The following is a 26,607-nucleotide window of genomic DNA, read 5'->3' as shown; positions in this document are numbered from 1 at the left end:
CTATTTCGTTTGCTCTTTCAGGAGAGACTTGAGTATCCTGTCACGGAGTACATTTACTTCAAGACTTGTCCTCTCACGGGGCCTTGGTAGATCCACGTTGATTATTTCCTTTATTTTACCGGGACGCGCACTCATCAACACAATTTTATCAGCAAGGAATACTGCCTCATCTACGCTGTGCGTGACAAATAGAATTGTAATGTGTTTTTTTTGCCATATTCCCAGGAGTTCCTGCTGGAGAATATTCCGGGTCTGGGCATCCAATGCACCGAATGGTTCATCCATCAGGAGAACGGAAGGTTCGTTTGCAAGGGCTCTTGCAATCGCTACCCTCTGTTTCATACCGCCTGAAAGCTCATACGGATAACTGTTCCTGAATTGCTGAAGACCGACCAGTTCCAGATATTTTTCAGCTTCTACAAGAGCATTTTTCTTTTTTACCCCACGCATCGTAGGACCAAATAGAATATTATCAATAACAGATTTCCATGGAAACAGAGAGTATTCCTGGAAAACCATTCCCCTGTCCGGGCCGGGAGAATCTATTTTGTTATCGTCCAGATAGACTTCACCCACATCAGGTTTATCGAGACCTGATATAATTCTGAGCAAAGTCGTTTTTCCACAGCCGGAAGGACCTATAAAACAGACAAACTCCTTATCTTCAACTTCCAGGTTGACATTATCCAGTGCAAGAGTGGAACTCTCCTCATCTTTTATAAATCTGCGGGACACATTATTTACTTTTACTCTTCCCATTATATCACGACCCCTTTGCGCCATTTCAGGAGCTTACCATCGATATAATAACGCAACAAACGATCTATGAACAATCCAAGGAAACCAAGGAGTAACATGTAAACGAGCACAAAATCCATGTTATGCAGATAGTAGTGATGCCATATCTTGTAACCAAGACCGTTTCTACTCACACCAAACATTTCTGCAGCAACAAGACACATCCAACCAACTCCCATGGCAATTCGGATACCTGCGGCAATTGACGGAAGAGCAGAAGGCAAAGCCACATACCGTATCAATTCACGATCCGTGTTGCAGCCCAGTACCTTTGCTGCTTCCACATATACACGGGAAACGCTCTTAAAACCTGTAAAAGTGTTTATTATAATTGGAAAGACAGCACCGATAAATATTAGAAAACCTGCTGCAAATGGATTCAGACCTATCCATATGATAGCAAAAGGAATCCAGGCAAGCGGAGGAATCGGGCGTATGAGTTCGATAAGAGGATCTACTATACGCTCAATTGTACGGAACCACCCCATTATCATCCCTGCAGGAATACCAATTATAAGTGCAGAAAGCAAACCTATCCAGAAGTGAACAAGACTGTAAATAAGGTCTATTATCAAAACAGGAAGTCGAATCTCCGGATCCACCATTATCCCAAGTTTAGCAAGAATGTTTACCACCAATACAGGAATCTGAAAATCAATACCCATTATGCTTAATCTAGCATCTTTTGCCATTATCTCCAGGAATGCAAAAGTCACATCAGTAAAACTTGGCAGGTAGAACTTGTTGTGCACAATGTAAACAGCTATAATCTGCCAGAGTACGATCACAGAACATATAGAAATTATTTCCGTGCTTTTATCGCGAATAAGAGAAGAACATTTAGAAACGATTTCCACACTTTTCTCACTCAGGATCTGAAGATGTTTTTTTACCATAACTCCTCCGGTTGCTGGAGATAAGAACTCCGGACAAACAATAGAAATGCCTACTTAATATTTAAGTTAATATCAAAAAAGAAAAAAAGGATTATTGATCAAGAGCATCGTAGAAGCTCAGATCAAATATGTCATCCTGTGTAAGAGGTTTGCCGATGTATCCCAGCTCATACTGAACCTGTGCATAATCCACTGTGGAATTGATGATAAGATGAGGATCTGCAATCCAGGAACCATCCCAGTCATGCAATGACTGACTTACCAGTTCAACATCCCAATCCTGGTCATCTGCATATATCTGTGCTGCTTCTTCCAGATTTTCGGAATTGTATTCTGTTGCACGCACATGAGTTGCTACTATCTGTTGAACTATCTCAGGATGTTCCCTTATGAGCTCACCACTTACTGCAACAACACAACATGCATGGTCCTGAAGCATTTCACCGGACGATACAACCGATCTGCCTACACCTTCACTTTCAATCATTGTTGGAGAGGGGTGCGGAAGGAAAACTGCATCAACCTGACCTGCAGAAATTGCAGTCGTTGCATCCCCCGGACCCATTCCAAGTATCTGTACATCTGTTTCGGGGTCAATACCATTCTCTTTGAGCCAATTCTTAAGCAGAGTATCCTGGATTGTACCAGGCGGGAATGTTGCTATTTTAAGTCCTTTCAAATCTTCCGGGCCTTCATAAGGAAGAGCAGTACGAAGCACAAGATCAGAACCCTGTATCTGAACTGCAGCTACGATCTTCGCATCCAGACCACTTGCAAGAGCCGAGATGACAGGAGCTGCACCAACATACGCAACATCAAGATCTCCTGCCATCATATTCTGCATTTCCGGTGCACCTGAGGGGAAAAGATTATCGTTGATTGTTTCTACCCCATAAGGTGCAAGATCTTCAGCCCACCATCCTTTATCCCTTGCAGTAATATATGCAATCTGATGGGTGCTTGGCTGATAACCAAATGTAAGCTCGGTTATGGCTTTTGTTTGTCCTTCTTCCTGCTCTGTATCTTTTTCAGTACATCCTGATATAAACACTGCTGAGATCAAAGCAATAACAAAAAATAAAGTGGAAGCTAATTTAATTGTATTTTTGTAATTCACATTACCACCTTTAATAATATTCGGATAATTTGGAAACATTACTCTATATATTATATATATTTCTACATTTCGTAACTACTGTATCCCAAAAGTATTAATTAATGACACACATTATCCTTAATAGGACATTTAAAAAATACAGGAGTGGAGAAATGAGCGCTGCTGATAAAATAATATATGCGGTTTTTGAATCTGATGAAGATTTTAGGAAAATTCTGTCAAGTACCATAAAAGAAGAGCTAAACATGAATATAGCAGAATTCGCCGAGAATGCAGTTATTCCTGCAAGTACCCTTTATAAGATCATGTCAGGAAAAAGGGAACCTAATGTAAAAACATTAAGGCAGATAATAAAGACAGTAAAAAAGCTTGAAGGTGCTGAAAAAGGAGAGTTCATTGCTGTAATTGCTGCCAGACCGGTACTGGATAATATAAGGGAAACTAAAAGAAAAATAGGCGGAACTCTCTGCACAATAAGAGAATACTCTGCAACATCTATGGAAGAAGCTATAATCGCTGCGGTGCGGGCTGAAAGAGAAGGAGCGAAAGCTCTTGTATGTGCACCAATAGTGAGCCCAACCATCGAGAAAATATTAAGGATACCAATTGCCACAATAATGCCAAAGAACAGTCTTTTAGAAGCGATCGAACTTGTGGCAAAAAAAATAAGTTAAAAAAGAAGTTAGAAAGAGTTTAGCGGAGGTTTCCGACCAACTCTTTTATTGCTTCTATTGCCTCGGCAACTTTTGCCTGCGCTATTTCTACGGTCCATCCACCTGCCGTAAACAGGTAAGCAACCCCTCCTACTGCTGCCAGTCCAATTGCTCCAAGGACATACAAAACAGTACCAGACTTCTCGAATACCTCATAGGTAGTGGTAAGGTCACCAATTTTTATCTCATAGGTTCCCGGCTCTGCTTCCGTATGCTTGAATTCAATGGTTGTGGAACTTCCAATATCGAGGCTTACAAGTTGTGAATCAACAACTACATCATTTATCTTGAGATCCACGGTATATTCACCTGCAGCAGTACCAGTGTTCGTTATATCAACATTGATAGTAGCTGCCTTACCCTGCTTTATTTCAAGAGGACTTATCTTTATATTGCTGAAATCAAACTCTGCTGCAAGTTCACTTACCTTAAGATCAAGCTCTGCATCGACCATGCCTGATTTTGTTGCTTTGAGCTTATGAACGCCGGCTTCTGTTGCAGTATAAGTAACTGTTCCATCATTGCCAGTGGTCCCAACAGACTTGCCGTCAAATGTGACCGCTGCTCCAGATATTGCATCGCCGCCAATGGCTTGCAGGACATATATTGTCATGGATGTGCCTTCATAAACTTTAGAAGGTGACACTTCTATACTCATCTTCTTTGTTTCATCATCTTCTGATATCACCGAAAGGTCTTCAGAACCTGATGTGTACCCGCTCTTTTCAGCAGTTATCTCGTATATACCTGCTTTTGAGGGAGTGTAATCCAGCGTACCGTCAGTACCGGTCGTTCCAATTGTTGTACCCTCTGACTTAATGGTGGCACCACTGATAGATGCACCACGTGCTGTCACAGTAATGGTAACTTCGTCTCCCTGGACAATAGTGGAATCACTCAGATCGATATCAAGCGCTGTGTTAGAAGCCGTTGTTACGTCTACTGCAGGATAATATCTCAATGTACTGGAATCTGCAACCCTGAGGACTACATCACCCATCAGTGAGATATCTTTGTCCCTGGTAAGGGAAATAGATTTCTCGTTCTTCATCACGATTGATGTAACAAAGCTTGTAACTTCCATCTTATCGTAATTATCGCCACTTTCCAGGCTTATATAATCTTCAGATATCTGGAAGATACCTTCTACAAAAACAGCGTTTGATTCCCTGCCACTGAATACCTCATTGAAGTGGATTATAATAAGAGGAACATCATCGGAATCCCCAATATCTTTATCATAGACATAATTCGTGTTTGCCGATACTATGTCAGATTCAACCTGATCTCCATCGTGATAGAGCTCAATGAGAACATTGTTTCCATTTATATCAACTTCCACTATATTCAGGGTGTAACCCTCTTCAAGCACCAGTGAAGAACCGGAATAGACTGAAATCTTGTCATCTTCATCCATCAGAACTTTGCACAACTGACCATCAGAAATAAGGCTTAAAGTGCCGACACCACTAATTGTCGTAGCAGATGTGTATCCGGCAAAGTACTTCTCTGCCATGAAACCGATCACATTGAACTTGCCCCAGCCAGTGTGCTCAAATTCAACGGAAGCAGGAGTACTTGTGTATACAAGACCACCTGCAGCAATTGTCCTTCCGGAAACGGATTGTAATTCTAGTTTTTCTGTCTGGATACCTTCATCAATATCATAGTAGAAACCTTCGAAGTTCAGCGGGTTCCATGTAAGAAGTTCTTCACCTTCTACAACAGTACCGCGAAGTTCATAGGTGCCAGGATCGGACATATCCACATATGGAGCAAACCTCAGATCATCATTGTCAGCAACAATTAGCTTTATCTTGCCCATTAGGGTTATTGTCTTTCCCTTTGAAAGAGAGATGGTTCCGTCATTTTCCATTTCGATCAGTTCATCGCTTATGGATGTGATCTCCATGCTACCAAAACTTTCCCCGTCGTCAAGTTCCAGGTAGTTGTCTGATATCTGGAAGATACCCTGGACAAATACGGCACTTGTTTCTTGACCACTGAATATGTTACCGAAGTGTACAGCGATCAGTACAACGCCATCAGCATCACCAAGGTCAGTCTTATAGACGTAGTCATCCCCGCCGGAAATCACATCACTGTCCAGTTGATCACCGTCTTTTGTAAGGGTAACGAATACACTGTTACCGTTCACATCAACTTCAACAATATTAAGCGCGTAACCATCTTTCAATGTGAGTGAGGAACCGGCATATACAGACTCCTTCTCATCATCGTCTATTAAGATCTTTGAGAGCTGACCGGAAGACATCATGCTTACCCTGTCAACATTGTTAATATTTGTACTGCTGGTGTATGCTGCAAAGTATTTCTCCGCCATGAAACCAATAACCTGATACTTGCCCCAGTCACTGTGCTCAAAGTCTGTTTCAACCGGCTTTGTCTGATAAACAATATCTCCAGAAGCCAGTGAACGGTCAATATTGGAAATTGTCATGTTCTCAGAACTGAATCCTGACTCAAGGTCATAGAAGAAGCCTGAGAAGGATTTTGCATCCCATATGTATTTTGCAGTTGACTGGTTGGCATTTTCATCCCATATCCTATCACCAGTATAGAATGTCTTTGAGTAGACAATTATTGTTTTAGATTCTGTGTCAGCACCATCTGCATTAGTAGCAGTCAGAGTAACATTGTAAGTACCTATGGAATTGTAAGTATGGACTGGATTCTGAGAAGTAGAAGTTCCACCATCTCCAAAAGTCCAGGACCATGATGTGGGACTATTGGTTGAAGTATCATTAAACTGAACTATGAGAGGGACAGGACCTTCATTACCAGTAGCGTTTGTTGTGAAAGAGGCAACCGGTGGTGTAGAAACGGGAGCACTAACTGTTATATAGCTAAGCTTTGTTTCCGGGTCAGTGCCATTCGCATTTGTTGCTACCAGACTTACATCATAGGTTCCTGTAGAAACATAGGTATGAGAAGGACTCTGAATAGCCGAGGTGTTTCCATCTCCAAAATCCCATGACCAGGCAGTCGCGTCGGTAGATGCATCTGTGAAATTAACAGTTAAAGGATTAGTACCTGAAACAGGAGTTCCTGAGAATGCTGCTACAGGAAGAAGAGAAGCAGGAGCAATAACAGTGATATAACCGGATTTGGTCTCTGTGTCAGTACCATTAGCATTTGTTGCTATTAGGCTTACATCATAAGTTCCTGCTGAAACATAAGTGTAGACAGGACTCTGAATAGCCGAGGTGTTCCCATCTCCAAAATCCCAAGACCAGGTAGTCGCATCGGTAGATACATCTGTGAAATTAACAGTCAAAGGAAAAGTGCCTGAAACAGGAGTTCCTGAGAATGCTGCTACAGGAAGAAGAGAAGCCGGACTGACTGTAATGTAAGTAAGCTTTGTTTCTGTGTCAGTCTCATTTCCGTTTGTCGCCGTCAGGTTTACATCATAGGTCCCTGCTGAAACATAAGTATATACAGGATTCTGAACAACTGATGTGTTTCCATCTCCAAAAGTCCAGAACCATGCAGTTGCATTGACTGACATATCCGAGAAAGTGACAGTTAAAGGAACATTACCCGTAAATTTATCAGCTGAAAATTCAGCAGTAACATTTGCAGCCGAGCCTATCGTACTGCATAGCAATATTAGTGAAAAAGCAATTAAAATAAATTTGAATTTCTTTAGCATTCTAAACCTTCCTTAAATATCAATATCGTAAACTATATATTCTAACCTTAAACCCCCAATTGTAGATAACCTTTTCGATTTATCGTCAGGTTTTGCCCGTTACGACACGTAATGCTTGTACCAACTTCTTGCCCAACTACATCACCTATAACATTTAAATAACATGCGCTTTGGACAATTTCCAGCATGTTGGGAGATACCGTGAAAAGTAACTCGAAATCCCCACCAGTGTAAAGTGCAAATTCCGTGAGGATATCCGGATTAGAGGTTATAAATTCGGAGATTTCAGCCTGTATAGGGAGAGAATCTTCTTCAAGCCTGAAACCAACATCGTTAAGATCAGCAAGGTCATGCAGGGAGATGGCAAGTCCGTCACTTGTATCCATCATGCATGTCACAGCACCCGAACGTGCAAGTTTTTGAGCTTCTGCCACACGGGGCACCGGCTCGAGCAGTTTGTTGAGAAGAATATCAGGAATTTCGATATTGTTCGCAATAGCATGAAGTGCTGCTCCGGCTGAACCCGCAAAACCTGTAACACATATCTTATCGCCAACATTTGCACCTTTGCGGGTCAGCAGTTCTGACTTTTGGACCCTGCCAAGTGCAGTACCGGTAATTGTTAGCTCATCATGGGTATCGATGTCTCCGCCTATGACAGAAGTACCACAGAATTTAGCACAATCGTCCATTCCCCTGGAAATACCTTCAACAAATGTAATGTCCGTATCCTTGGAAAAGCCCATGGCGGAAAGAAAACCTATTGGACGCGCACCCATTGATGCCACATCACTAAAGTTCACAGCAGCCGACATCCAACCTATCTGCCAGGGGGTCATCAGGACAGGAAAATCGGTTTTTCGGTGCAACATGTCCGTTGTCACCACCATGTACTCATCTTCAGAGATGTTGATAACTGCACAATCGTCAGTTCCTGAACCGATGAGAATATCAGGATTACAACCAACGTTAAAAATACCTGATAAGCGTTTTATAAGAGAGCGCTCACCGATCTCAGATACAGGAATATAATCGTTCATACGTTACCTGCTATTTTGATATTATATTTATAGTTACATGGAAATTGTAGAATTGTTCTACAAGTAATGAACTAATAGAACATTAGTAGTAAATAAATTTTGTTAATCGGCAAACATCAACAAATATTGTCAAATTAAATAAAGTGACCATGGGTCACTTACGCACTCTTTTCCTGACAATCAAAATGATTCCGACAAACACTGTCACAACAATTAAAAGAGGCAGAAGATAACCTACCAGTATTATCAGTGCATTGACCATCGCAATAAAGCCCCTTACAGATTCGGAAACCGCATCCCTGATACCCCATGAATGGGTAATAGGTCGGGGTTCTGTAAGACGTATATTAATGGTTGAGAACTCTATCCTGTCCTCAAGATAATTCAACCTTCCTGTAAAGCTCTCAATTTCACCGCGCACCCTTCCAAGCTCTTTCTCCACATTCAGAACCTCTTCAACCGTTTTGGTCATATTGAGTATCTCCTGAAGACGTGTCTCCTGTCTTTGGAGATTATCCAGGCGTGCTTTGACATCGATATATTCTTCCGTGACATCCTGCGCATTTACGCTCTTATGAGTTACTTCACCGAGTATCTCGACTTTACCCAGGAAAGAAGAACACCCGGATTCAGGAACTCTGACAGTGACATATCCCTCCTTGCGGGTATCGGAGCCGCTGTAATAAGAATCATAGATAGAGGAGCCTGATACATAGCCACCAGCTGCCACTGCCATCTTTGAAATCTCATCTACGCCTGCTGCAGCATCATTAACCTGTATGGTCATGTCAACGGTTGTTATCGTCTTGCGGTCCACAGAGGAAGCAACCCCATTATCAGCTCCTCCGCCGGCCACCGTCCTTGCAGAAGAGTCATCATAGGCTTCCTCGTACTCTACAGAGAAGGTATCTGCAGATTGTGCATAGCTTTCCTCTTTGACCGCCATACATCCGGAGACTAGAGTAGCCATAAGTAAAATAAGAATTATTGAGATAGATTTGATCTTCATTTAATCACACCATTTTTAATTAACTATGATTGAATGATGGACAAAGAAGTATTAAAAAATTGTTTAAACTTCAAACTGATTTGAAGTTAACCTTTTCGTTGCCTTTTTCCCTTGTTCTTACGTATATGTTGTCAAGGAACTCATGGGCAACACGGGCAAGTCCAAAAAGCTCATCCCTGCTTAGGGGCTTCTTGTCCCTGAGAGATTCAAGCATGGAATTTTCAGCAAGTCCCTGCTGGAGAACATAGGTAACATCCAACCTGCCCGTCAGTTCGTTAATAGATCTTGCAATATCACACACATCATCAGGGCTTCCCATAAAATCTCTTATGATAGTTGTCCTCAATTCGAGTTCAACATTACTGCCAAGGGCAAGGATTATGGACTGCGCCACTTTTTCCATTGCCACTTTATGATCAATGTGAATGTCGGCATAATCCATGCAGCCAATGGCCTTTGAATACAGCTCTGCTTTATCCAGAGGAGCCTTTACATCAATGAAGAACTTGTCCGCCAGGCCTTTCTCTATCAGTTCGGCCATTACGTGAGGATAATAGCCGTTGGTGTGAATTCCCACAAGCAGGCCATTTTTCTTTGCAAAGCGTGCAAGATGAATCACAGTATCCTTCTGCATCAGGGGTTCACCACCGGAGAGAACAATATTGCTGACAAAGGGGCGGGATTTCTTCATCTGCACTTCAAGCACTGATGTGTCTACCATGTTACTTTCAAAAAGAAGAGCATGGTTCTGACAATATGGACATCTGTAAGGACAGCCACGTAAAAAAAATACGACTGACACCTTTCCGTGCCAATCTACTGTAGATATGGGAATAGTGCTCCCGTAGTTTACGTTCATAATCTTATCAGATCATATCTGAGGAGTTGTAGCGCATCCTGTCTGCAAGCTCCTGCTTCTTTGCATTGTTCCATCCGTTGACGGCCTGCACATACCCAGTTACCCTTGACATCTGCTCGACATGAGAAGAGCCACAGTTCTCACAAACCTCCTTCAGACCGGACATCATGTGGAAGTCATCGAGACATATAGTCATGTCCTTTGTGAAGGCAAAATAACCTACCTGGGTGTTCTTTGCAATGTTCATTGCAAATTCCTTAAGACCTTTTGCATCGGGAGCACTTTCTCCTAGCCATATGTGACAGATGTTCCCCCCATCAACTATAGGAAAGAACACATGTTCGATGTTTATTCTATCGACCAGAGAAACGTTTGCACCTGGTGGCACATGAGTACCGTTGGTGTAGTAGACAGGCAGATCATGGGTCTTTTTAATATTTGCAAGGGCAGCTTCCTTATCACCTTTTACAACTTCCAGAACGCAATCCCTGTATTCATCGTGAAGAAGGTCTGATACTGCAAATCTCTGGCCTGTGGTTTCAGCAGGAGTACGGGCAAGAGCAATTTCCATGCCATGCTTCTGGCTGAGTTCATGAGCATACATCTCCATCTCAGTCATTACCCTGATGGCAAACTTGAATGCAGCTTTGGATTCGTGTATCTGGGAGCCTGTGTGATACTGCACCATTTCATTGATTCCGATAACACCCATCGTACAAACAAGTGAATCAATATCAACTGCAATAGTACCTTTTTCGCCTGTCACAGGGTCTTTTGGCCTCTGTGTCGCAAAAGGCATCCTGTTGTTCTCGATAATGTTTTCCATCCAGCTGCGTTTTGTTTTGAAGAGCTTTATACACTGGTCCATGAGATTCTTCAGATCATTGAACAGGGCAGAATCATCCCCATTTGCCCTGTATGCCGCTCTTGGGCAGTTAAGAGACACAACCTGCCAGGAACCCATTGAGAAATGCTTTCCATCCTTGAATATGAGCTTGTCATCAAAACTGTCATCTGCATCAGCATTTGCTGAGAACTGGTATGCACAGCACTGATAGCAGGATATACCCTCGCCTGCGCCTCTATATTCGGGTAGCTGGTTATCGAAATAAGGAGTCCCGAACTTAGCTGCAAGTTCAAAGGTCATGTCGTAGAGTTCCTCATAACCTGGAAGATCAGGATGTGCCTTGTTGAAGAACTCATCTTCCTGCATGAAATCCGGCTCTATGGAAATCTCAGGCTTGGGGAAATTGAAAGGTTTGCCCCAGTTGTCGCCTTCGATCATTACATCCATGAGTGCCTTAAAAGCCAGGCGGACCTCACGCTCGAACTCGCCATAGGTACGCTTCTGTGTACCGTTGGTACCATCATGTACACGTCCCTTGTAAACAGCAGGTTTATCCCTCCAGAGTTTTGGTACGCCCGGGGACAGCTGAACGGAGGAGAACACGACCTGTCCACCGCGGGCTACCATCATCTGGGTCATCTCATACACGAACATCTGCATGAGCTGATTTATATCATTGTAATTCTTGCCCTCGAGGTATGGAGCAAGGAAGGTCAGGAAATTGTAGAAACCCTGACCACCTGCAAAGTTGGTCTGGGCACTTCCAAGAGCTTTCACCGCATGGAGTATTGCAACTTCTGCCTTCATTGCAGGACCTGCAACACTTGCCTTTGCACCGGAACCATCAGGCATGAGACCATAATAGAAGAAATACCTCAGGTCCCAGTCCTGGCAGAATGCACGGGTTCCTAGATACTCAAGATCATGAATGTGAATGTCACCATTCAGATGCAGGTCAGCAAGCTTTGGAGGCAAAAGAAGAAGATACTGCTCCTTGGATATCTTGTCTGCCTTTTTCTTGTGAGAAGTTTCGGCATTTTCCTGGAGGTTCGCATTATCATTTGCCTCAAAACCACTTCCAAGATCGATCTCGCATGCATCATATACAGGAGTACCTATCCTAGTAGAGACGTTCCTCCACTCAACATGACCTCTCTGGAGAAGCTCCATGTTCACGACTTCCCTTATAAGCGGACCTGAAAGGAACTTAAGATCCAGAGTCCTTATACGACGCTCTACTTCTTTTGCAATTTCGTAAGCCTCATCTTTTTCGATGCCAGGTTTACCATGGAACCTCTCAGCAAGCTTTGTCTCCTTCAACAACTGGTTGACAATAACACTGCGATCCCAATCGACCATATGTCCTGCTGTGGTACGCACTTTTGGCATTATAGAGATAATATGGCCATCGAGCGTCTTCTGTATAGCATGCTGTTTTGTGAATGCTGTCATACTGATATCTGTCCTCTCGTCTTCCTCTGCGCGAACCTGAATATCAGTTCCCAAATCTGATTTGTCAAATTCGATCTTTTCCTTTAAATTAGTAGCACATACGTCCATCATTCCCACCTCAGTTTGATTGCACTCAGACTATGCCGCCCAATACTTCCAGATTCACGTCAGGACCATTGAACAGTTCCTTATGTGTTAAAAATTCGTCGCCAATCTGGAGTACAGGGGCAGTCATGGTAAAAACACCATTGAATTTCAGTTCGGTCAAAGCTTCAGAAGTAGACATATCTGCAGTTGCAAAAGCAATTCCTTTTGATTCAAGTACCTTTTTGAGTTGCTCACATTTCGGGCAAGTCTTTGTTGTATATATAACCACTTCAACCATTTTCTCGCGTCCCTTCATAACATATAATTATATTTTTATATTAAAGCCATTTTGGAGAGGAACAACAATACCTGTTGAAAAAGCACATTCCAGCGGCATTGTTATAATATTTACCTTTTTCACCAGATGGTAAATTATACAAATGAGCTATAGCTTAATAATGCTTTTTCAAACTGCGTTTGAATATATAGTGAACAATATTACACCACAAATGTTACCAGGTATGATACATATATGATAACATATTATTACCATATATGTTATCATATGTTCTGCTAGAAAATATAGATTCACTTGAGTTAAAGATAACTCACACTAAAAAAAAAAAACAAACAGAAAAACACTTAAAGAAAAATGCAATACCATTGCCAAAAGATGTATATCATAAACTCTATTATAGCACATAATCCAATCAAGGGGTGTAAAAGATAACTGAACAACTTAGTTCCGGCTGCAAGCCTATTGACGAACTTCTTGGAGGAGGATTTGAAACCGGAGTAGTGACACAGATATATGGAGAAGCCGGAAGTGGCAAAAGCAATTTGTGCCTCCAGCTTGCTGTTGAATGTGTCAAAAAAGGGAAAAAAGTCATCTATATAGATACTGAGGCCATCTCACCTGACAGGTTCAAACAGATTGCAGGAGAGAATGCAAAGGAGATAGCACAGCAAATAATCATATTCGAACCCCATAATTTTGAAGAACAGTACGCTGCTGTCAAGGAAATAGAGAAACTTATCTCAGACAGAATAGGCCTCATACTAATAGATTCGGCAACCGCTTTTTACAGGTATGAGCTTGATCAGGAAGAGTCAAGTATCAGAACCAGAAGAGAACTTGCAAACCAGATAGGATTTGTACATGCCGTTGCGCGCAAACACAGGATTGTGGCCGTCATCACAAATCAGGTATACAACGACATCACAACAGGCACAGTACGACCGATAGGCGGCAGTGGCATCGAGCACATATCAAAAACCATCATCCAGTTTGAAAAAATAGGAGAGGGCACAAGACGTGCAAAACTCTGGAAACACCGCTCACTCCCGGAAGGCAGGACCTGCGAATTCACAATAACCGGTGAAGGTATAAGATAAAAAAAGAGCTTAAGCTCTTGCTATTGTGATAAAGCCCGTGTGCCCGACTTTAGTTGTTGATGGCCGGGTACCCCTTGATGAAAAAGAAATCTCACGCTCAGTGCACTCGATAGTTGTCACATCATAGAATTGCGCAGCTTCGATTTCATCACGTATCTCTTTTGTCTGCTCAAAGAATGGGGAATAAGTAGCGAGGAACCCTCCCTGATACAATACATTTTTCACATGTGGAATAACATCTTTAGAATTCTGAGTGTCAAGGGTTATGATGTCAAATTTCTCATTAAGGTTCTTTATTTCCTCAACAATATCACCACATCGAAGCTCCACGTTGTTAAGACAGGCATTCTCTACATTTTTGCGGGCAACTTCCACAAAATCTTCCCTTACCTCATAAGTCACAACACGTTTTGCAATGGATCCAAGGTACATTGCGAGTACACCCGAACCAGTACCTGCGTCCAGAACCACATCATTCTTATTGAGTCCGGTATAGGCGATTATCATGCCTATATCCTTGGGCATCATTGGGGCACCGGTCCTCTTTGCATGGCGGAAAAAATCAGGCATTTTGGGACGCTGGATGGTGAACTCCTGGCCTTTATGAGACACCACGACATCTCCCGGGACTTTATCCATGAGAGAGGACAGTTCAATTATACCAAAATCCGTGTGCATTTGATCGTCGGATACCTTTACGATAAACTCCCTGACCTTATCCCGGTGGGAGGTCTTCAGCAAAACCAATTCACCAATTAACATTATTTTACACCTGCCGGGCGCTTTTTAGAGACATACCTGCCGGATGGAATTGTGACCATATCCCTTGTGATGGAATGTTTATTCATAGAGAGATAAGACATCATTTCCTCGAATTCCGTGCTGTATGCATCTGCAAGTGTCCCTGCATATTCAACCCCTTCCCATGTCAGCACATATTCATAACTCTGCCGGAACCTCCCATCCTTTTCATAGTAGCGAAGATCCTCATCAACAATACCCATGGCAACAAGCACCTGTATATCCTCAAAGACTTTCTCACAGTAGGGGAAACCATACCTTTCATGAAAGGAATAATCAAAAAGATTCCTCAGTTTCGGGAACCTGCCTAACTCACGGATAGTACGATACAGCCATGTAATATGCCGAAGACGTGGAATTGAGACAAAACCCGGCTTCTCATCTAAAAAAAGACTATGCACGGAATAGAACAAAAGGATTATACCTTCTATGGGAAGATAATGATCCTCGCGAGTGAAATTAAGGAGTCTGGGAGAGAGATCATCGACCACCCTGCGCAACTCCGAGAGCACAACTGTCGAATCCGTATCCATGACCACATCGGGATGAGAGAACGCAGTAAGCGACAATTGTCGCGATATTGCACGAACCAAACCGTTGGCAAGAGCGGATTCATCGTAGAAGAAACCATCCTCGCCCTCCATTGCAATGCGCATACTTTTGGGAACACCGGAGGCTACCGTAAGGTCCACAAGCACATCCCCGAGTTCCCGGGCAATTCTGGCCTCAAGCCTTTTTATAGCTACACCATGCCTTGCAATGGTAGAGAGCGCCATCCTTGTGGACGGCCGGATTATCTTCTGACTGAGGCGGGCAACAGGGACATACAGCCTGCCATCACGCAGGTCATTCAGCAATCCAAGAGATTTTTCGGATGCATGGGACCTTATGAAATTAAGCAGGTCAATGTCATTGTATTCTGTAAAAAAGCGAACTATCTCATTCTTTGCAGCTTCAGTCCCGGACTCATTTTTGAATTTTTCAAGTGCATCCTCAAGTGCATAGAGAAGCATCACCCTTGCAGCCTGGGTTTTCGGGTTGTGTATTATAGCAGTATAATGATGAGCACGGGATATTAGCAGGGATTCGGCAGCCGTGAGAGCCATGTCATTGCCGTAACCCGAACCATCCGAACTCCCCAGCACAACATTCCCGTTTTTAATGATGAGGCTGCCGATTATCTGATCAACGTCTATGAGGCCGAAGGAGACACCTGTATGATATGAGTCGCGCAGAAGGAAATCTATCCTGTCTGCATCCACATCACCTGCAATTACCTGAGCAAGGTACGGTTTTGAAATAGACTGTGCATCACCTGTTGCTATCTTTGATATTTCATCAAAGAAGTCGAATGGGTCGGTGCCAAATTCGGATTCCACATATCTTGCGATATAGTTATCCTGTGGCAATATTCTGGAGATAATATCCATGGAGAAAGCTTCGTGTTTTATGAATTTCTTCCCTTCGATGACCGGCTGGAGCTGAGGATTACGCTTGAGCACGTTCTCAACCGCATGGGAGAATGCAGAATGACCCACATCATGCAGTAGTCCTGCAATCCTTATCTTGCGTATATCCTCATCCTCCAGTAAAAGGGACTGCCCGATGACCGATGCCATGTGCATGGTGCCGATACTGTGCTCAAAACGTGTGTGATTGGCACCTGGATATACATGGTCAACTAACCCAAGTTGCTGGATATTCCTTAGTCTTTGCACATGCCTTGTGCTCAGTATCATCTGCTCGAACTCATCGAGCAGGATGGTCTTATGTACCGGGTCGTGGATTATCAGGGGTTTTTGCATTGGCTGATATTAGGAAAACAGAGTATATAAATGAAAGGCAAATGTATTTCTACAGCCTGACAGGGACGTGACAATTATTCTCGTCAGCCTTTAGCCACCCAGCATGACTGTAATTGCTGCGATCATCATGCCGATGATGGCAGTAATAAAACCTGATCTAAACCTTTGGCGCAGGTTTTCTTCGTATGTCCGGTAGTAGCCTATAGTGAAAAGCAGGAATATGCCAAGCCAGTTGGATATGGCCAGAGCAGAGTACATGTCTCCGGTGAGAAAGAAAGGAAGGACGATTATCAATCCTGTGGACGTGGAAACAAAAGTCGTCCCCATAATTATATTAAACACATCCCTGGCAGAAACTGATTCCTTTTTCCCGGCTGTGGCGAGATGTGATACAAGCTCACCATACAATTGCTGCCTCTTATCCACATCTATATTGCTCAGGATAGTATTTCCCAGTTGATCATCTATCAGGGATGTTGCAGCATTCTTTTTTCGCTTTGATCTGCACATATCAATTATATCATTCTCCATCTGGAGGGTGTATTTTCTCTCCCATACATAGAATGAGCCATCTGCAATTCCCCAGGCTATACAGCAAAAAAGAGCAGAATATACGAGAGGAAGATGTGATGCATCCGATGTGGCAATATACGTCCTGAGAACACTGGTAAAGGTCATTGCGATTATTACCGCATAAATAGCCTCAGCCCCGACCCAGTACCTGCCAATATAATCAGAAAGACCCGTTTTTTTCACCCCTTAAAGTAATTGATTGATTGATTGATTGAAAGAAATTCAATTTATATATTGTTTCGGATTCCAGGATGAATTAACACACGTATCTGGTTTGGCATACGCCTCTTTCCGCAAGTGGCTCGCCGACACAATCTTCGCCCTTACCTATGAAAACTAACCCACCAACCTTTACATTTTTATCCCGGTTGATACATTTAAAGAGCAGATAGCATGAGAACCATAGACTGGAATGATGAATCAAGTTCAATCGTAATGATAGACCAGACACTTCTCCCACTGGAGTATAAGGTCATTGAATGCAAAACGCTTGCCTCGCTTTGTGAAGCTATCAAGTCCCTGAGAGTAAGGGGTGCTCCTGCGCTGGGGGCTGCCGGTGCATATGGTATCGCACTTGCCGCAACCCTGAGCAGTGCAGAAAAGATGGATGCACTGACAAAGGACCTTAAGATAGCTGCAAAGACTATTAAGGCCACACGTCCAACAGCAATTAACCTTGCATGGGGTGTTGACAGGACAATGGATGCAATTTCAGATGCATTCGACCTTGATGGTATCAAGGATGTGGTTTTGTCCGAGGCGAAGAACATTGCTGATGAGGATGTGGCAACTAACAAGAAACTGGGAAAACACGGAGCCAAACTGCTGGATGATGGCGACACCGTTATGACCCACTGCAATGCAGGCAGGATGGCATGTGTGGACTGGGGCACAGCACTTGGAGTCATCCGCTCTGCAGTTGAGTCAGGGAAAGTGATCAACGTCATTGCATGTGAGACAAGACCACTGAACCAGGGTGGCAGGATAACCACCTGGGAGCTCATGCAGGATAAGATACCTGTGACGCTTATCACGGATTCTATGTCAGGGCATGTCATGAGCAAGGGCATGGTAGACAAGGTAATCGTAGGTGCAGACAGGATAACAGGAGATGCAGTGTTCAACAAGATAGGGACCTACACTCACTCAGTGCTTGCAAAAGAGCATGAGATTCCATTCTATGTCGCAGCCCCGATTTCCACCTTTGACCCGGAGAACTGGGAAGACACTGTTACAATCGAGCTGAGGGATGAAAATGAGTTGCGCTTCTTCAGGGATGTGCAGATAGCACCAGCGGATGTCAAAGTGTATAATCCGGCATTTGATGCAACACCGATGGAGAATGTGACTGCGGTGATCACTGAAAAAGGAGTATTCTATCCGCCATTTTTGCTGGATGAACTTCTTGCATGAATGAGTATCCTTTTAAATCATGAAAGACATGAAGGGACAAATAAATTAATAATAACCAATATATCAGGTTAATAAGTACTAATTATAAACATTAAATAAGGAGATACAATGTCACAGAAAAAATCCAGCGGTAGCGGCTTGATGTCATCTGCCGGCCTTATGCGCTATTACGAAGCCGACAAAAAAGCAATACACATAGACCCAAAAACTGTAGTTATTGTCGGTGTGGTTATCGGACTTGCTATCCTTATACTTGAGGCAAATTTTGGAAGGTGGCCAATAGCATAAGCCACATATTTGATTTTTTTTATAAATAAAATAATAAAGACTATCTTGAGCGCATATCTTTGATAGCGGCGCATATCCTTCTGGCAAGATGAGTCTTTGGGGCAGTATTATCGATAAGTACTCTGCCACGTGTTTCCCACCAGCTATGCGGATAAGCCTTGTCTGCCTCAACTTCCGGATTAAATCCCAGCTTTTGTGCCGCAAGATTGATCTCATTGAGAGTCGGGGCTTCCACAGAAGTCTTTCTGGAGATTATACGCCCTTCACTTCTGGATTTTGTTTTATCGATGTACGCAGGCCATATGACCAGTTTACCCCTGTCTTTCATCAACATGGGTTAACCAATACAACTCATTCAATTTAAATTTGCCCTGAAAATCAACGATTAACAGGCAGACCATGATAAAGCTTAAGTATGCAGAATACTGCCTTGTACCCATGATAGACATTCCATGCGAAATAAAGATAGAAAATGAAGTTAAAGATTTTATCCTCAAATCAAAAAAAGACTATCGACTGTGCACCACCTGCGGAGGGCCTGCCATTGTTCCTGTGGAAATGAGTGTACCTAAGGATTCCGATATAAAGATGAAAATTGGAAACAACACACTGCACGTATCCAGAGTGCAGATGAGATATATCAGGCAGGTAGAGATGAGAATGCTGCGGGGATATCTGAACTATTGTAAAAGGCACGGGCTGGAAGAGTGCTGATACTTAATACTCTTCATCCAGTGATTCATTTATTTTTCTCAATACCTCGGCAATGAGCAACTGGACCTCTGTGGCATGCTCCTGGGGAACCTCACTGCCTTCTGTGTCCATCAGTTTTTTGATATCTGTCACCATCTGGTGAATGATGGCGATCATTTCTTCCTGTGTGATCAGACCTGCATAGTAGGCATAAAAAAAAGTAGTGCCACTGCGCTGGACTTTTTTCTTGAAAGATGCTCTTGCATTTGAGACTTCCTGCCGTGAGTAAGTCTCATCCATGAAAGGAACAAGTTCCGGCAGGTTCTCACCTATCCAAGTCATTTCAGACTGGTTGGAAAGATTCTTAAAATCTGCACACATCCGGGAGATAACCCATTCTCTTGCAGTAAGATGTGTTGTCTCTTTCAAAAAACGAGTTACATCGGAATAACTTTTGTTATCCATTTTCTTGAATTTACGGTATTTGTTCATTGCCATTCACCCATCATTAGAATGACATGCACGAAGTATTGCAGCCATTGTATTACACATTAGAGAATCCAACATATTTAATAATAACTTACACAATTCATAAATTGAATGAAAATACTCATCCCCACAGATGGTTCAATATATTCATCAAATGCCGCTAGAGTAGCAGCCAGAATAGCTTTAAAACATGATTACAAGTTGATTGTTCTCCACGTTGTTCCCGACAAGGGTTTCTCCAGGAAGACATGGCAGAAGGAAGGAGCAGAGAATGTCATTTCGATGATTGCGGATATACTCATTGAATCAGGATGCTCCATGGAAAGGATCGAAACCCTGATAGAAGACGGCAGTGCCCCCGAGAAGATAGTTGAGATTGCCAGGGACATGAGTGTTGATCGAATAATCATGGGCACACAGGGCAAGAATGGCCTGAAAAAACTGGTAGGGTCTGTCACTGAGAAAGTGCTCCAGATATCGGACGTACTTGTCCTGGTTGTACCGCCTAATTACAACATTTAAGAAACAAGCCAGAACTGGAAACAAACGCTGGCTTTCAAAATGTGCATTACAGATTTTCCAGGCACTTTTTTATCGTTTCCTTGCCCATACGGACATCTTCCATGGAGAACAACTCCATATTATAAATTCCCTGGTACCCTTTCAATTCTTTCAGGGCAGTGTAGTCAATAGTTCCCGCCCCGGGTGCAAGATGTTCATCTCCATCATATTGGTCTGTCCAGACCCCGTTATTGTCGTGGACGTGCACATGAACCACATAAAGAGCGATTGCCTTTGCGAATTCATGAAGTTTTACCTGGTCACCACCACATGTAAGGTTCGCGTGACCAATATCAAAGGTCGCCCCAAGATTATCGGAATTAACTTCTGTCACGGCCCGCACAAGTTCCTCTGCGCTACAACACATATTACCAGTCGAAGTACCTTCCTTATTCTCAAGCCCCAGCATCACCCCGCAGTCCTGCGCATAGGCTGCAAGGATTTTTAGGTTGGAGATCATTTTGTTAAAACAGGCTTCATGGTCAGTGTCAAATCGCCCGGGGTGCAGAACCACAGTCCCAGAACCAAGCCTTGCGGCAATATCTATTGATTCCCTGATAAGGCGGAACTCCGTTTCACCCATGTTGGCTGTGTCAACAACCACATCTTTAGGATAAGTAGGCACATCAGCAAAATAAGGAGCATGCACTGAGGTCCTCATATCAAATACTGAAAGCTCATCAAGTATTGAACCAAGGATGTCTTTCTGCAATATGGAATCCTTATATACGTTAAGTTTTGGCATGTAAAGTTCGACTGATTGCAATTCTGAAGCTATATCGGAAAATTTGCCTGTAAAGGACGAAGCACCTAGTATCATGAATAACTGGATATGGTGGCAATTGATAAGATTTGTGCTTATTCCAGTACCAAAATACTTATCTAAATTAAAGAGTACCACCAAACAATGAAACTGTATGTGCCCCATGTGGGACATCTTGAGGGACTTGAAGAACTGCTCACCAGCTCCAATGACATATATGGGATTTACATGGCAGGTACTCCTGATTATGTAGGTACCGGAAGAACTAATCTCAGCGCACCGGGACTTGAAGAGATAGCTGAGCAAACCATATATGCCCACGAAAAGGGAGTTAAGATGGAGATAGTCCTTAACAGTTCATGCATGGGCGGACAACATCTCACCCCTGAAGGATACAACAGGATCAACTGGTATTTTAATCAACTCAATAAAATAGGAATCGATTCTATAACTGTTGCTGAGCCATACTTTGTTGAAATGCTGGCAAAGGATTATGATATGGAAGTCGTGGTATCAGTACTTTCTTTTGTGGACTCACCGCAAAAGGCAGAGTTCTATGAAGAACTCGGGGCAGATACTATTGTTATAGATCCGGTCATTAACCGGGATTTTGATAAACTTGAAGCCATTAGGGATGCAGTGTCCTGTGACCTGAAACTCCTGGTAAATGAAGGATGCTTATACCAATGTCCTTTCAGATATGCACACTTTAATTTCTTCTCCCATGCTAATGGACCGGGACCAAAATTAAATGTGCTTGATGACTATTATTATTACAAATGCCTTTCACTCAGGATAAATGATCCGCAGCAACTTATCAAATCCCCATGGATAAGGCCGGAAGACCTCAGGGAATACAAACATATAACAGACATATTCAAAATAGGTGGCAGGACGCACTTCCCCAACTGGATACTCAACAACGTACAGGCTTATTCAAGCGAATCATATGACGGCAACCTTATGGACCTGCTTGATTGCCCAAAAGACCTGAAAGACCTTTTTTATATACCCAACAAAGAACTGGAAGGAGCAATATTCCAGTGGAAGCAATGCAGAAAAGTCTGCAACAAATGCGGATACTGTAAGAAACTGGCAGAAAAGATAATAAAAGTCTATTCCACCGAAGGTTGCGAAAATGTGCTCAGGCCCCTGAAAGAAGAAGGAGGTCAATAATGACAATAACAGATACATTATCAAAGAACCGCAGCGAGCTGGAGATCAAACTGAGGAACCTGCTGTTAAAACCGGTATTCCTTATAGAGATGGATGTGTTTGCCCTTCCTTGCGGATGCAAAGGAGCCACTATAAACACCAGGGGACTGCAATACGATGACCTTGAGATCTTTGAGGAACATATTAAAGAGTATCTCAAAAAGACATCAGAATATCTTGAGATAGAACCTTCTTTTCTTTTTGCCAGGCTTGTGCCGGGCACGGCAGAAATAGCTTCGCTTAACAGCCGGATACTTTGCAACAGATGTTACATGGATTTTGCCCGGGGAACTGGCAAAAAGCCAAGACCGGATATATATATACTTAACTTTATCCGTCGGGAAGAAAAGTAAATTGCACTCATATCCTTAAATATATATTTTCACTGTTTTCGGCTCTTGAAATAGTTTCCTATCCATTTGCCTGAAAGATGCCCTTTTTAAGTGAATCCATTCGAAAGGTTTAAGAAGTATTTAATATAATGCAAACCACCTGACGTTAGTCTACGCCATAGTAATTATAATAAAATTTAAAAAAAAAACAATTATTGTAATTTTGGCACGATTTACGCTAATATTAATATATAACATAAAAGGAGGAAATGTGAATGGAACCGCTCACAAGTATGGGCGTGCTGGCACTAATGGGAGCCGCCGCAACTATTGCAGGTGCCTCTGAAGACCTTGAATCAGATGTTGGGTCCCAGAGTAACCCAAACTCCCAAGTGCAGTTAGCGCCCCAGATGATGTATCCACACAGGATCTATAATAAAGCTGTTTCTGGAGAACCACCATCCAACGCACTTATGTGTGCAATTGGTGGAACAACCGCATCCGTTCTGATGACCACCGGTGCATCCCCAATTCTGGCATTGATCATTGGATCAATAGTCGCTGCGGCAGTGCATGGTACCTACTCAGTAACATCATACTTCGGCAGATCAGCAAGTCAGAAACGTTTTAAACAACCAATTTATCTTGATTTGATTAGAAGTCACACACCCGTAATTATGGGATATGCCTTTATCACAACATTCTGTATTCTTGTGGTATCATATCTTATGGTAGCTGTAATGGCACATCCGTTCTCACTGCCACTTCTGGCATTCATTTGGGGAATCGCGGTTGGAGCTATCGGTTCATCAACCGGTGACGTACACTACGGTGCAGAGCGTGAATTCCAGAATGTCGAGTTCGGATCAGGTCTTAACGCTGCAAACTCCGGTAATATCGTGAGAAAAGCAGAATCCGGTCTGAGAAATGGTATCGACAACTCATGGTTCTGTGCAAAGTTCGGTGGACCTGCAACCGGAATCGCCTTTGGTATGGTGGTGTTCCTCAGCGGATGGATAACTGTAGTATTCGACCCTTCCATCAGTGAAGTCATGGGATGGGAATCCATCATAGCAGGAGTTGCTATGGTACTGTTGATGGTGATGTGGAACAGGAAGATCGAAGTGGATGCCAGGAATGCATTCGGCCCCTACAAAAGTGATGAAGAAGAGGTGGCAGCTTGATAGATATTGTAGGAATAATAGCAGATGATTTTCTTAATATACTTATGATAACCTTCGGTGGTGTACTTATTTCATTGGGCGTCCATTTAGTACCTGTTGGGGGAGCCCCTGCTGCTATGGCACAGGCCACTGGTGTCGGTACAGGTACAGTTCAACTCGCTGCAGGAGCAGGCCTAACCGGTCTTGTGACAGCAGGGTTCATGATGAATGCCACCGACAGCATGGGACTGGTTGTCGCATCTGGAACCGTTGGTGCCATGATAATGATAGCAGTAACAATGCTGGTCGGACAATGGCTGTATGTTTATGGAGTAGGTTGCCCACCTGCATCTGCAAAGGTCAAGTATGACCCAATAACCAAGGACAGACAGGATCTCTACGTATCACAGGGTACAGAAGGACACGGAATACCCACCGCATCATTTATAAGTGGAGTTATCGGTGCCGGACTTGGAGGATTGGGAGGATCTATGATATACTTCTATCTTCTGAGCATTGAGAACGGACTTCCTGAAGCAGACTTTATAGGAATAGCAAGCATTTTCGCAATCGGACTTTTCTTCGTTAATGCGGTCATACCCTCATATAATATAGGAGGAACCATTGAAGGATTCCATGACCCTAAGTTCAAGAGATTTCCAAAAGCTGTGTTCGCATCCCTCGTCGCAACATTCTTAGCTGCCATCATGGGTGTAGTAGCCATTGGAGGTATGTAAGATGTCTGCAGGCGGAGGAGGAGGAGGAGCCCACGAGGCAATTCCACAGAACAATATAATAGCCTTCGGAGTAATAGGAGGACTTGTAGGAATATACGCAGCTTACTTCCTTGTTGACATGGTAGGTCCATACATGTCATTCCTGGGTGCCCTTGGAGCTATATGCGGCATCATATGGGGTGCTGCAGCAGTCAGAAGGGTTGCAAACTACGGATTAGGTACCGGTGTACCTTCGATTGGTATGCTTGCCCTTGGAATAGGTGTAATCGCTACCACATTCGGGCTTGCCGTTGGCGGGATAGCCGGACCTGTTGTCGCACTCGTCTTTGCGTCCCTGATAGGACTTGTAGTAGGAGTTCTTGCGAACAAGGTACTCAACATGGGCATACCGATAATGGTACAGTCCATGATAGAGATTGCAGGTGCAGGTGCCATAACGATTGTTGGCCTCAGTACTTCTATGATGGGCACATTCGTGTTCTTTGACGAGATAGCCAACGGAATGATAATCTCACAGGGAGTTGCCAGTGGAGTCATGACAACAGGATATATAGCAGTCATCTTCATAGCAGGCGGACTTGCCATCCTTCACCCATTCAATGCAAACCTGGGACCTGACGAGAAACAGGACAGGACACTTATGCTTGCATTGGAAAAGGGTGCAATAGCAATGATCATTGCTGGAATCGTTGCAAGCATCAACGAAGGTGCATCAGGTTCACTTACAATCCTCATAGGACTTGCACTCTGGTATATAGGATTCAGTGGATTCTATGACCGTGTGAAGAGAGATGCATACGATGTGGTCGGCACTGGTATGTTGCCCTCAAAGGAGGAATTAGAATGAGCATGGTACACGTAGCCCCGGAGGTACATCTTGTACTGGATCCACTTACCTCACTTCTTGCAGCAGAAAGAGAGGACATAATTGCTTATTCAATGGATCCTATAATGGCACAGCTTGATGAACTGGACAAGATAGCAGATGACCTTATAAACTCCCTTTCACCGGACAGGGCACTGCTCAATTCATTCCCGGGACGTGAGGATACATCCATGAGCGCGGGCTTTTACGGCAACACATTCTACGGAGTAGTAGTAGGACTGGGAGTTGCAGGACTTATGCTCCTGGTTATGAGCGCATTAGGAGTGATGTGAAATGGCAGATAAAAGAGAACCCGCCGTGGGATGGCCAATCCTTAAAGGTGAATACGATGTTGGCAACATAAAGAACTGTGTTGCAGTTGCTACATGTGGTTCACACCTTGCCAGTGGTCCTCAGTTAGATGCAGGTGCATGTATAACAGGTCCATGTAAGACCGAGAATCTTGGTCTTGAGAAAGTGGTTGCACACGTAATATCAAACCCAAACATCAGATACCTAATTGTAACAGGATCTGAAGTAAAGGGTCATATTACAGGGGAAGCAATCATCAAGATCCACCAGAATGGTGTAAAGGACAACAGGATTGTCGGTGCCAGTGGTGCTATTCCTTACGTAGAGAACCTGACCCAGGAAGCAATAGAAAGATTCCAGCAGCAGGTGGAATGTATCGATTTCATCGGTACCGAGGATATGAATGCCATTGTTGCAAAGATCAAAGAGTACTCATCAAAAGACCCTGGAGCTTTCGACGCAGACCCAATGGTGCTTGAAGTAGGAGGAGGAAGCAAAGACGAGACCGAAGAGGCCGGCGGACTTAAGCCAATGGCAGCTGAGATAGCAACCATCAGAAGCAGGATACTGGGCATCAACAAAGAAATGATGGTTATCGGTAACCTCAACAAGTTCCACTCAGGCGTACATGCAGGAAAGATAGAAGGCGCAATGATTGGCCTTGCAATCACACTAACACTGCTTGGAATGCTACTGTTCGGAGGTAACTGA

General features: G+C 43.3%; 28 protein-coding genes. 13 read left to right on the top strand and 15 right to left on the bottom strand.

Features of this window, described 5'->3' with window-relative positions; all coding sequences use genetic code 11:
- The 3 genes from BB781_RS02060 to BB781_RS02050 form a co-directional block, all read right to left on the bottom strand.
- Window positions 1-759, bottom strand: coding sequence for an ABC transporter ATP-binding protein (locus tag BB781_RS02060; protein ID WP_094226826.1), 759 nt, complete (start codon window positions 757-759; stop codon window positions 1-3).
- Window positions 759-1,694 carry an ABC transporter permease subunit gene (locus BB781_RS02055; RefSeq protein WP_094226825.1) on the bottom strand — a complete coding sequence of 312 codons (936 nt, stop codon included), beginning with the start codon at window positions 1,692-1,694 and terminating at the stop codon, window positions 759-761. Before BB781_RS02055 ends, BB781_RS02060 begins: the two co-directional genes overlap by 1 nt.
- A gap of 91 nt (window positions 1,695-1,785) precedes the next feature.
- On the bottom strand, window positions 1,786-2,811 hold the full coding sequence (locus BB781_RS02050) for an ABC transporter substrate-binding protein (protein ID WP_242492496.1): 1,026 nt from the start codon (window positions 2,809-2,811) through the stop codon (window positions 1,786-1,788).
- A gap of 152 nt (window positions 2,812-2,963) precedes the next feature.
- Here BB781_RS02050 and BB781_RS02045 point away from each other — a divergent pair, with 152 nt between their 5' ends.
- Window positions 2,964-3,485: a helix-turn-helix domain-containing protein gene (locus tag BB781_RS02045; RefSeq protein WP_094226823.1), complete on the top strand. Its 522-nt coding sequence runs from the start codon at window positions 2,964-2,966 to the stop codon at window positions 3,483-3,485.
- 19 nt (window positions 3,486-3,504) lie between these two features.
- Here the strand turns inward: BB781_RS02045 and BB781_RS02040 are convergent, their stop codons facing one another.
- The 6 genes from BB781_RS02040 to BB781_RS02015 all read right to left on the bottom strand — a co-directional run bounded on the left by BB781_RS02040 (window position 3,505) and on the right by BB781_RS02015 (window position 12,789).
- The gene (locus BB781_RS02040; protein ID WP_094226822.1) at window positions 3,505-7,197 is read right to left on the bottom strand and encodes an S-layer protein domain-containing protein; all 3,693 of its coding nucleotides are present in this window, start codon (window positions 7,195-7,197) and stop codon (window positions 3,505-3,507) included.
- Between the two features lie 47 nt (window positions 7,198-7,244).
- On the bottom strand, window positions 7,245-8,237 hold the full coding sequence (thiL, locus tag BB781_RS02035) for a thiamine-phosphate kinase (RefSeq protein WP_094226821.1): 993 nt from the start codon (window positions 8,235-8,237) through the stop codon (window positions 7,245-7,247).
- Window positions 8,238-8,391: 154 nt separating this feature from the next.
- Window positions 8,392-9,246 carry a DUF4349 domain-containing protein gene (locus BB781_RS02030; protein ID WP_094226820.1) on the bottom strand — a complete coding sequence of 285 codons (855 nt, stop codon included), beginning with the start codon at window positions 9,244-9,246 and terminating at the stop codon, window positions 8,392-8,394.
- Between the two features lie 70 nt (window positions 9,247-9,316).
- On the bottom strand, window positions 9,317-10,105 hold the full coding sequence (locus BB781_RS02025; RefSeq protein ID WP_094226819.1) for an anaerobic ribonucleoside-triphosphate reductase activating protein: 789 nt from the start codon (window positions 10,103-10,105) through the stop codon (window positions 9,317-9,319).
- 7 nt (window positions 10,106-10,112) lie between these two features.
- On the bottom strand, window positions 10,113-12,404 hold the full coding sequence (nrdD, locus tag BB781_RS02020) for an anaerobic ribonucleoside-triphosphate reductase (protein ID WP_394335323.1): 2,292 nt from the start codon (window positions 12,402-12,404) through the stop codon (window positions 10,113-10,115).
- Between the two features lie 133 nt (window positions 12,405-12,537).
- Window positions 12,538-12,789: a glutaredoxin family protein gene (locus tag BB781_RS02015; RefSeq protein ID WP_094226817.1), complete on the bottom strand. Its 252-nt coding sequence runs from the start codon at window positions 12,787-12,789 to the stop codon at window positions 12,538-12,540.
- A 428-nt stretch (window positions 12,790-13,217) separates the two neighbouring features.
- On the opposite strand from BB781_RS02015, the gene radB reads away from it, so the two are divergent.
- The gene (radB, locus tag BB781_RS02010; RefSeq protein WP_094226816.1) at window positions 13,218-13,886 is read left to right on the top strand and encodes a DNA repair and recombination protein RadB; all 669 of its coding nucleotides are present in this window, start codon (window positions 13,218-13,220) and stop codon (window positions 13,884-13,886) included.
- 9 nt (window positions 13,887-13,895) lie between these two features.
- On the opposite strand, the gene BB781_RS02005 is transcribed toward radB, so the two are convergent.
- From BB781_RS02005 to BB781_RS01995, 3 genes are all read right to left on the bottom strand, one after another.
- Window positions 13,896-14,648 carry a tRNA (adenine-N1)-methyltransferase gene (locus BB781_RS02005; protein WP_094226815.1) on the bottom strand — a complete coding sequence of 251 codons (753 nt, stop codon included), beginning with the start codon at window positions 14,646-14,648 and terminating at the stop codon, window positions 13,896-13,898.
- Complete coding sequence (locus tag BB781_RS02000; protein WP_094226814.1) at window positions 14,648-16,492, bottom strand: HD domain-containing protein; 1,845 nt, start codon at window positions 16,490-16,492, stop codon at window positions 14,648-14,650. The genes BB781_RS02005 and BB781_RS02000 overlap by 1 nt, the downstream gene beginning before the upstream one ends.
- A 90-nt stretch (window positions 16,493-16,582) precedes the next feature.
- Window positions 16,583-17,248: a hypothetical protein gene (locus tag BB781_RS01995; protein ID WP_094226813.1), complete on the bottom strand. Its 666-nt coding sequence runs from the start codon at window positions 17,246-17,248 to the stop codon at window positions 16,583-16,585.
- A 210-nt stretch (window positions 17,249-17,458) separates the two neighbouring features.
- On the opposite strand from BB781_RS01995, the gene BB781_RS01990 reads away from it, so the two are divergent.
- Window positions 17,459-18,478, top strand: coding sequence for an S-methyl-5-thioribose-1-phosphate isomerase (locus BB781_RS01990; protein ID WP_094226812.1), 1,020 nt, complete (start codon window positions 17,459-17,461; stop codon window positions 18,476-18,478).
- A gap of 108 nt (window positions 18,479-18,586) precedes the next feature.
- Complete coding sequence (locus BB781_RS01985) at window positions 18,587-18,766, top strand: preprotein translocase subunit Sec61beta (RefSeq protein WP_094226811.1); 180 nt, start codon at window positions 18,587-18,589, stop codon at window positions 18,764-18,766.
- A 40-nt stretch (window positions 18,767-18,806) separates the two neighbouring features.
- On the opposite strand, the gene BB781_RS01980 is transcribed toward BB781_RS01985, so the two are convergent.
- Window positions 18,807-19,094: a signal recognition particle protein Srp19 gene (locus BB781_RS01980; protein WP_094226877.1), complete on the bottom strand. Its 288-nt coding sequence runs from the start codon at window positions 19,092-19,094 to the stop codon at window positions 18,807-18,809.
- 71 nt (window positions 19,095-19,165) lie between these two features.
- On the opposite strand from BB781_RS01980, the gene BB781_RS01975 reads away from it, so the two are divergent.
- The gene (locus BB781_RS01975) at window positions 19,166-19,480 is read left to right on the top strand and encodes a hypothetical protein (protein ID WP_242492495.1); all 315 of its coding nucleotides are present in this window, start codon (window positions 19,166-19,168) and stop codon (window positions 19,478-19,480) included.
- A 3-nt stretch (window positions 19,481-19,483) separates the two neighbouring features.
- On the opposite strand, the gene BB781_RS01970 is transcribed toward BB781_RS01975, so the two are convergent.
- Window positions 19,484-19,951, bottom strand: coding sequence for a DUF5806 family protein (locus BB781_RS01970; RefSeq protein WP_094226875.1), 468 nt, complete (start codon window positions 19,949-19,951; stop codon window positions 19,484-19,486).
- Window positions 19,952-20,059: 108 nt separating this feature from the next.
- Between BB781_RS01970 and BB781_RS01965 the strand changes: the two genes are divergently transcribed.
- A complete protein-coding gene (locus tag BB781_RS01965) occupies window positions 20,060-20,470 on the top strand; it encodes a universal stress protein (protein ID WP_094226810.1) in 411 nt (136 codons plus the stop codon).
- Between the two features lie 46 nt (window positions 20,471-20,516).
- Here BB781_RS01965 and BB781_RS01960 read toward each other — a convergent pair whose 3' ends face one another.
- Complete coding sequence (locus BB781_RS01960) at window positions 20,517-21,329, bottom strand: sugar phosphate isomerase/epimerase family protein (RefSeq protein ID WP_094226809.1); 813 nt, start codon at window positions 21,327-21,329, stop codon at window positions 20,517-20,519.
- A gap of 87 nt (window positions 21,330-21,416) precedes the next feature.
- Between BB781_RS01960 and BB781_RS01955 the strand changes: the two genes are divergently transcribed.
- From BB781_RS01955 to mtrA, 7 genes are all read left to right on the top strand, one after another.
- Entirely contained in the window at window positions 21,417-22,448 is a 1,032-nt protein-coding gene (locus BB781_RS01955) for a peptidase U32 family protein (RefSeq protein WP_094226808.1), read from the top strand.
- On the top strand, window positions 22,448-22,840 hold the full coding sequence (locus BB781_RS01950) for a DUF5402 family protein (protein ID WP_094226807.1): 393 nt from the start codon (window positions 22,448-22,450) through the stop codon (window positions 22,838-22,840). Before BB781_RS01955 ends, BB781_RS01950 begins: the two co-directional genes overlap by 1 nt.
- 254 nt (window positions 22,841-23,094) lie before the next feature.
- Window positions 23,095-24,003, top strand: a complete 909-nt coding sequence (gene mtrE / locus BB781_RS01945; RefSeq protein WP_094226806.1) for a tetrahydromethanopterin S-methyltransferase subunit E — start codon at window positions 23,095-23,097, stop codon at window positions 24,001-24,003.
- Window positions 24,004-24,047: 44 nt separating this feature from the next.
- Window positions 24,048-24,719 carry a tetrahydromethanopterin S-methyltransferase subunit D gene (mtrD, locus tag BB781_RS01940; RefSeq protein ID WP_094226874.1) on the top strand — a complete coding sequence of 224 codons (672 nt, stop codon included), beginning with the start codon at window positions 24,048-24,050 and terminating at the stop codon, window positions 24,717-24,719.
- Window position 24,720: 1 nt separating this feature from the next.
- Window positions 24,721-25,566, top strand: a complete 846-nt coding sequence (gene mtrC, locus BB781_RS01935) for a tetrahydromethanopterin S-methyltransferase subunit MtrC (protein ID WP_094226805.1) — start codon at window positions 24,721-24,723, stop codon at window positions 25,564-25,566.
- Window positions 25,563-25,877 carry a tetrahydromethanopterin S-methyltransferase subunit B gene (locus tag BB781_RS01930; RefSeq protein ID WP_094226804.1) on the top strand — a complete coding sequence of 105 codons (315 nt, stop codon included), beginning with the start codon at window positions 25,563-25,565 and terminating at the stop codon, window positions 25,875-25,877. The genes mtrC and BB781_RS01930 overlap by 4 nt, the downstream gene beginning before the upstream one ends.
- 1 nt (window position 25,878) lies before the next feature.
- Entirely contained in the window at window positions 25,879-26,607 is a 729-nt protein-coding gene (gene mtrA, locus BB781_RS01925) for a tetrahydromethanopterin S-methyltransferase subunit A (RefSeq protein ID WP_094226803.1), read from the top strand.

The organism is Methanolobus psychrotolerans, from assembly GCF_002243045.1.
Lineage (GTDB): Archaea > Halobacteriota > Methanosarcinia > Methanosarcinales > Methanosarcinaceae > Methanolobus > Methanolobus psychrotolerans.
This window is presented reverse-complemented; position numbering and strand designations above follow the sequence as displayed.

Bases quoted from the DNA above. Each gene is read 5' to 3' on its own strand.
- BB781_RS02060 (WP_094226826.1), bottom strand. From the start codon at position 759: ATGGGAAGAGTAAAAGTAAATAATGTGTCCCGCAGATTTATAAAAGAT.
- BB781_RS02055 (WP_094226825.1), bottom strand. From the start codon at position 1,694: ATGGTAAAAAAACATCTTCAGATCCTGAGTGAGAAAAGTGTGGAAATC.
- BB781_RS02045 (WP_094226823.1), top strand. From the start codon at position 2,964: ATGAGCGCTGCTGATAAAATAATATATGCGGTTTTTGAATCTGATGAA.
- BB781_RS02040 (WP_094226822.1), bottom strand. From the start codon at position 7,197: ATGCTAAAGAAATTCAAATTTATTTTAATTGCTTTTTCACTAATATTG.
- thiL (WP_094226821.1), bottom strand. From the start codon at position 8,237: ATGAACGATTATATTCCTGTATCTGAGATCGGTGAGCGCTCTCTTATA.
- BB781_RS02030 (WP_094226820.1), bottom strand. From the start codon at position 9,246: ATGAAGATCAAATCTATCTCAATAATTCTTATTTTACTTATGGCTACT.
- BB781_RS02025 (WP_094226819.1), bottom strand. From the start codon at position 10,105: ATGAACGTAAACTACGGGAGCACTATTCCCATATCTACAGTAGATTGG.
- nrdD (WP_394335323.1), bottom strand. From the start codon at position 12,404: ATGACAGCATTCACAAAACAGCATGCTATACAGAAGACGCTCGATGGC.
- BB781_RS02015 (WP_094226817.1), bottom strand. From the start codon at position 12,789: ATGGTTGAAGTGGTTATATATACAACAAAGACTTGCCCGAAATGTGAG.
- BB781_RS02005 (WP_094226815.1), bottom strand. From the start codon at position 14,648: ATGTTAATTGGTGAATTGGTTTTGCTGAAGACCTCCCACCGGGATAAG.
- BB781_RS02000 (WP_094226814.1), bottom strand. From the start codon at position 16,492: ATGCAAAAACCCCTGATAATCCACGACCCGGTACATAAGACCATCCTG.
- BB781_RS01990 (WP_094226812.1), top strand. From the start codon at position 17,459: ATGAGAACCATAGACTGGAATGATGAATCAAGTTCAATCGTAATGATA.
- BB781_RS01985 (WP_094226811.1), top strand. From the start codon at position 18,587: ATGTCACAGAAAAAATCCAGCGGTAGCGGCTTGATGTCATCTGCCGGC.
- BB781_RS01980 (WP_094226877.1), bottom strand. From the start codon at position 19,094: ATGAAAGACAGGGGTAAACTGGTCATATGGCCTGCGTACATCGATAAA.
- BB781_RS01975 (WP_242492495.1), top strand. From the start codon at position 19,166: ATGATAAAGCTTAAGTATGCAGAATACTGCCTTGTACCCATGATAGAC.
- BB781_RS01970 (WP_094226875.1), bottom strand. From the start codon at position 19,951: ATGAACAAATACCGTAAATTCAAGAAAATGGATAACAAAAGTTATTCC.
- BB781_RS01965 (WP_094226810.1), top strand. From the start codon at position 20,060: ATGAAAATACTCATCCCCACAGATGGTTCAATATATTCATCAAATGCC.
- BB781_RS01960 (WP_094226809.1), bottom strand. From the start codon at position 21,329: ATGATACTAGGTGCTTCGTCCTTTACAGGCAAATTTTCCGATATAGCT.
- BB781_RS01955 (WP_094226808.1), top strand. From the start codon at position 21,417: ATGAAACTGTATGTGCCCCATGTGGGACATCTTGAGGGACTTGAAGAA.
- BB781_RS01950 (WP_094226807.1), top strand. From the start codon at position 22,448: ATGACAATAACAGATACATTATCAAAGAACCGCAGCGAGCTGGAGATC.
- mtrE (WP_094226806.1), top strand. From the start codon at position 23,095: ATGGAACCGCTCACAAGTATGGGCGTGCTGGCACTAATGGGAGCCGCC.
- mtrD (WP_094226874.1), top strand. From the start codon at position 24,048: ATGATAACCTTCGGTGGTGTACTTATTTCATTGGGCGTCCATTTAGTA.
- mtrC (WP_094226805.1), top strand. From the start codon at position 24,721: ATGTCTGCAGGCGGAGGAGGAGGAGGAGCCCACGAGGCAATTCCACAG.
- BB781_RS01930 (WP_094226804.1), top strand. From the start codon at position 25,563: ATGAGCATGGTACACGTAGCCCCGGAGGTACATCTTGTACTGGATCCA.
- mtrA (WP_094226803.1), top strand. From the start codon at position 25,879: ATGGCAGATAAAAGAGAACCCGCCGTGGGATGGCCAATCCTTAAAGGT.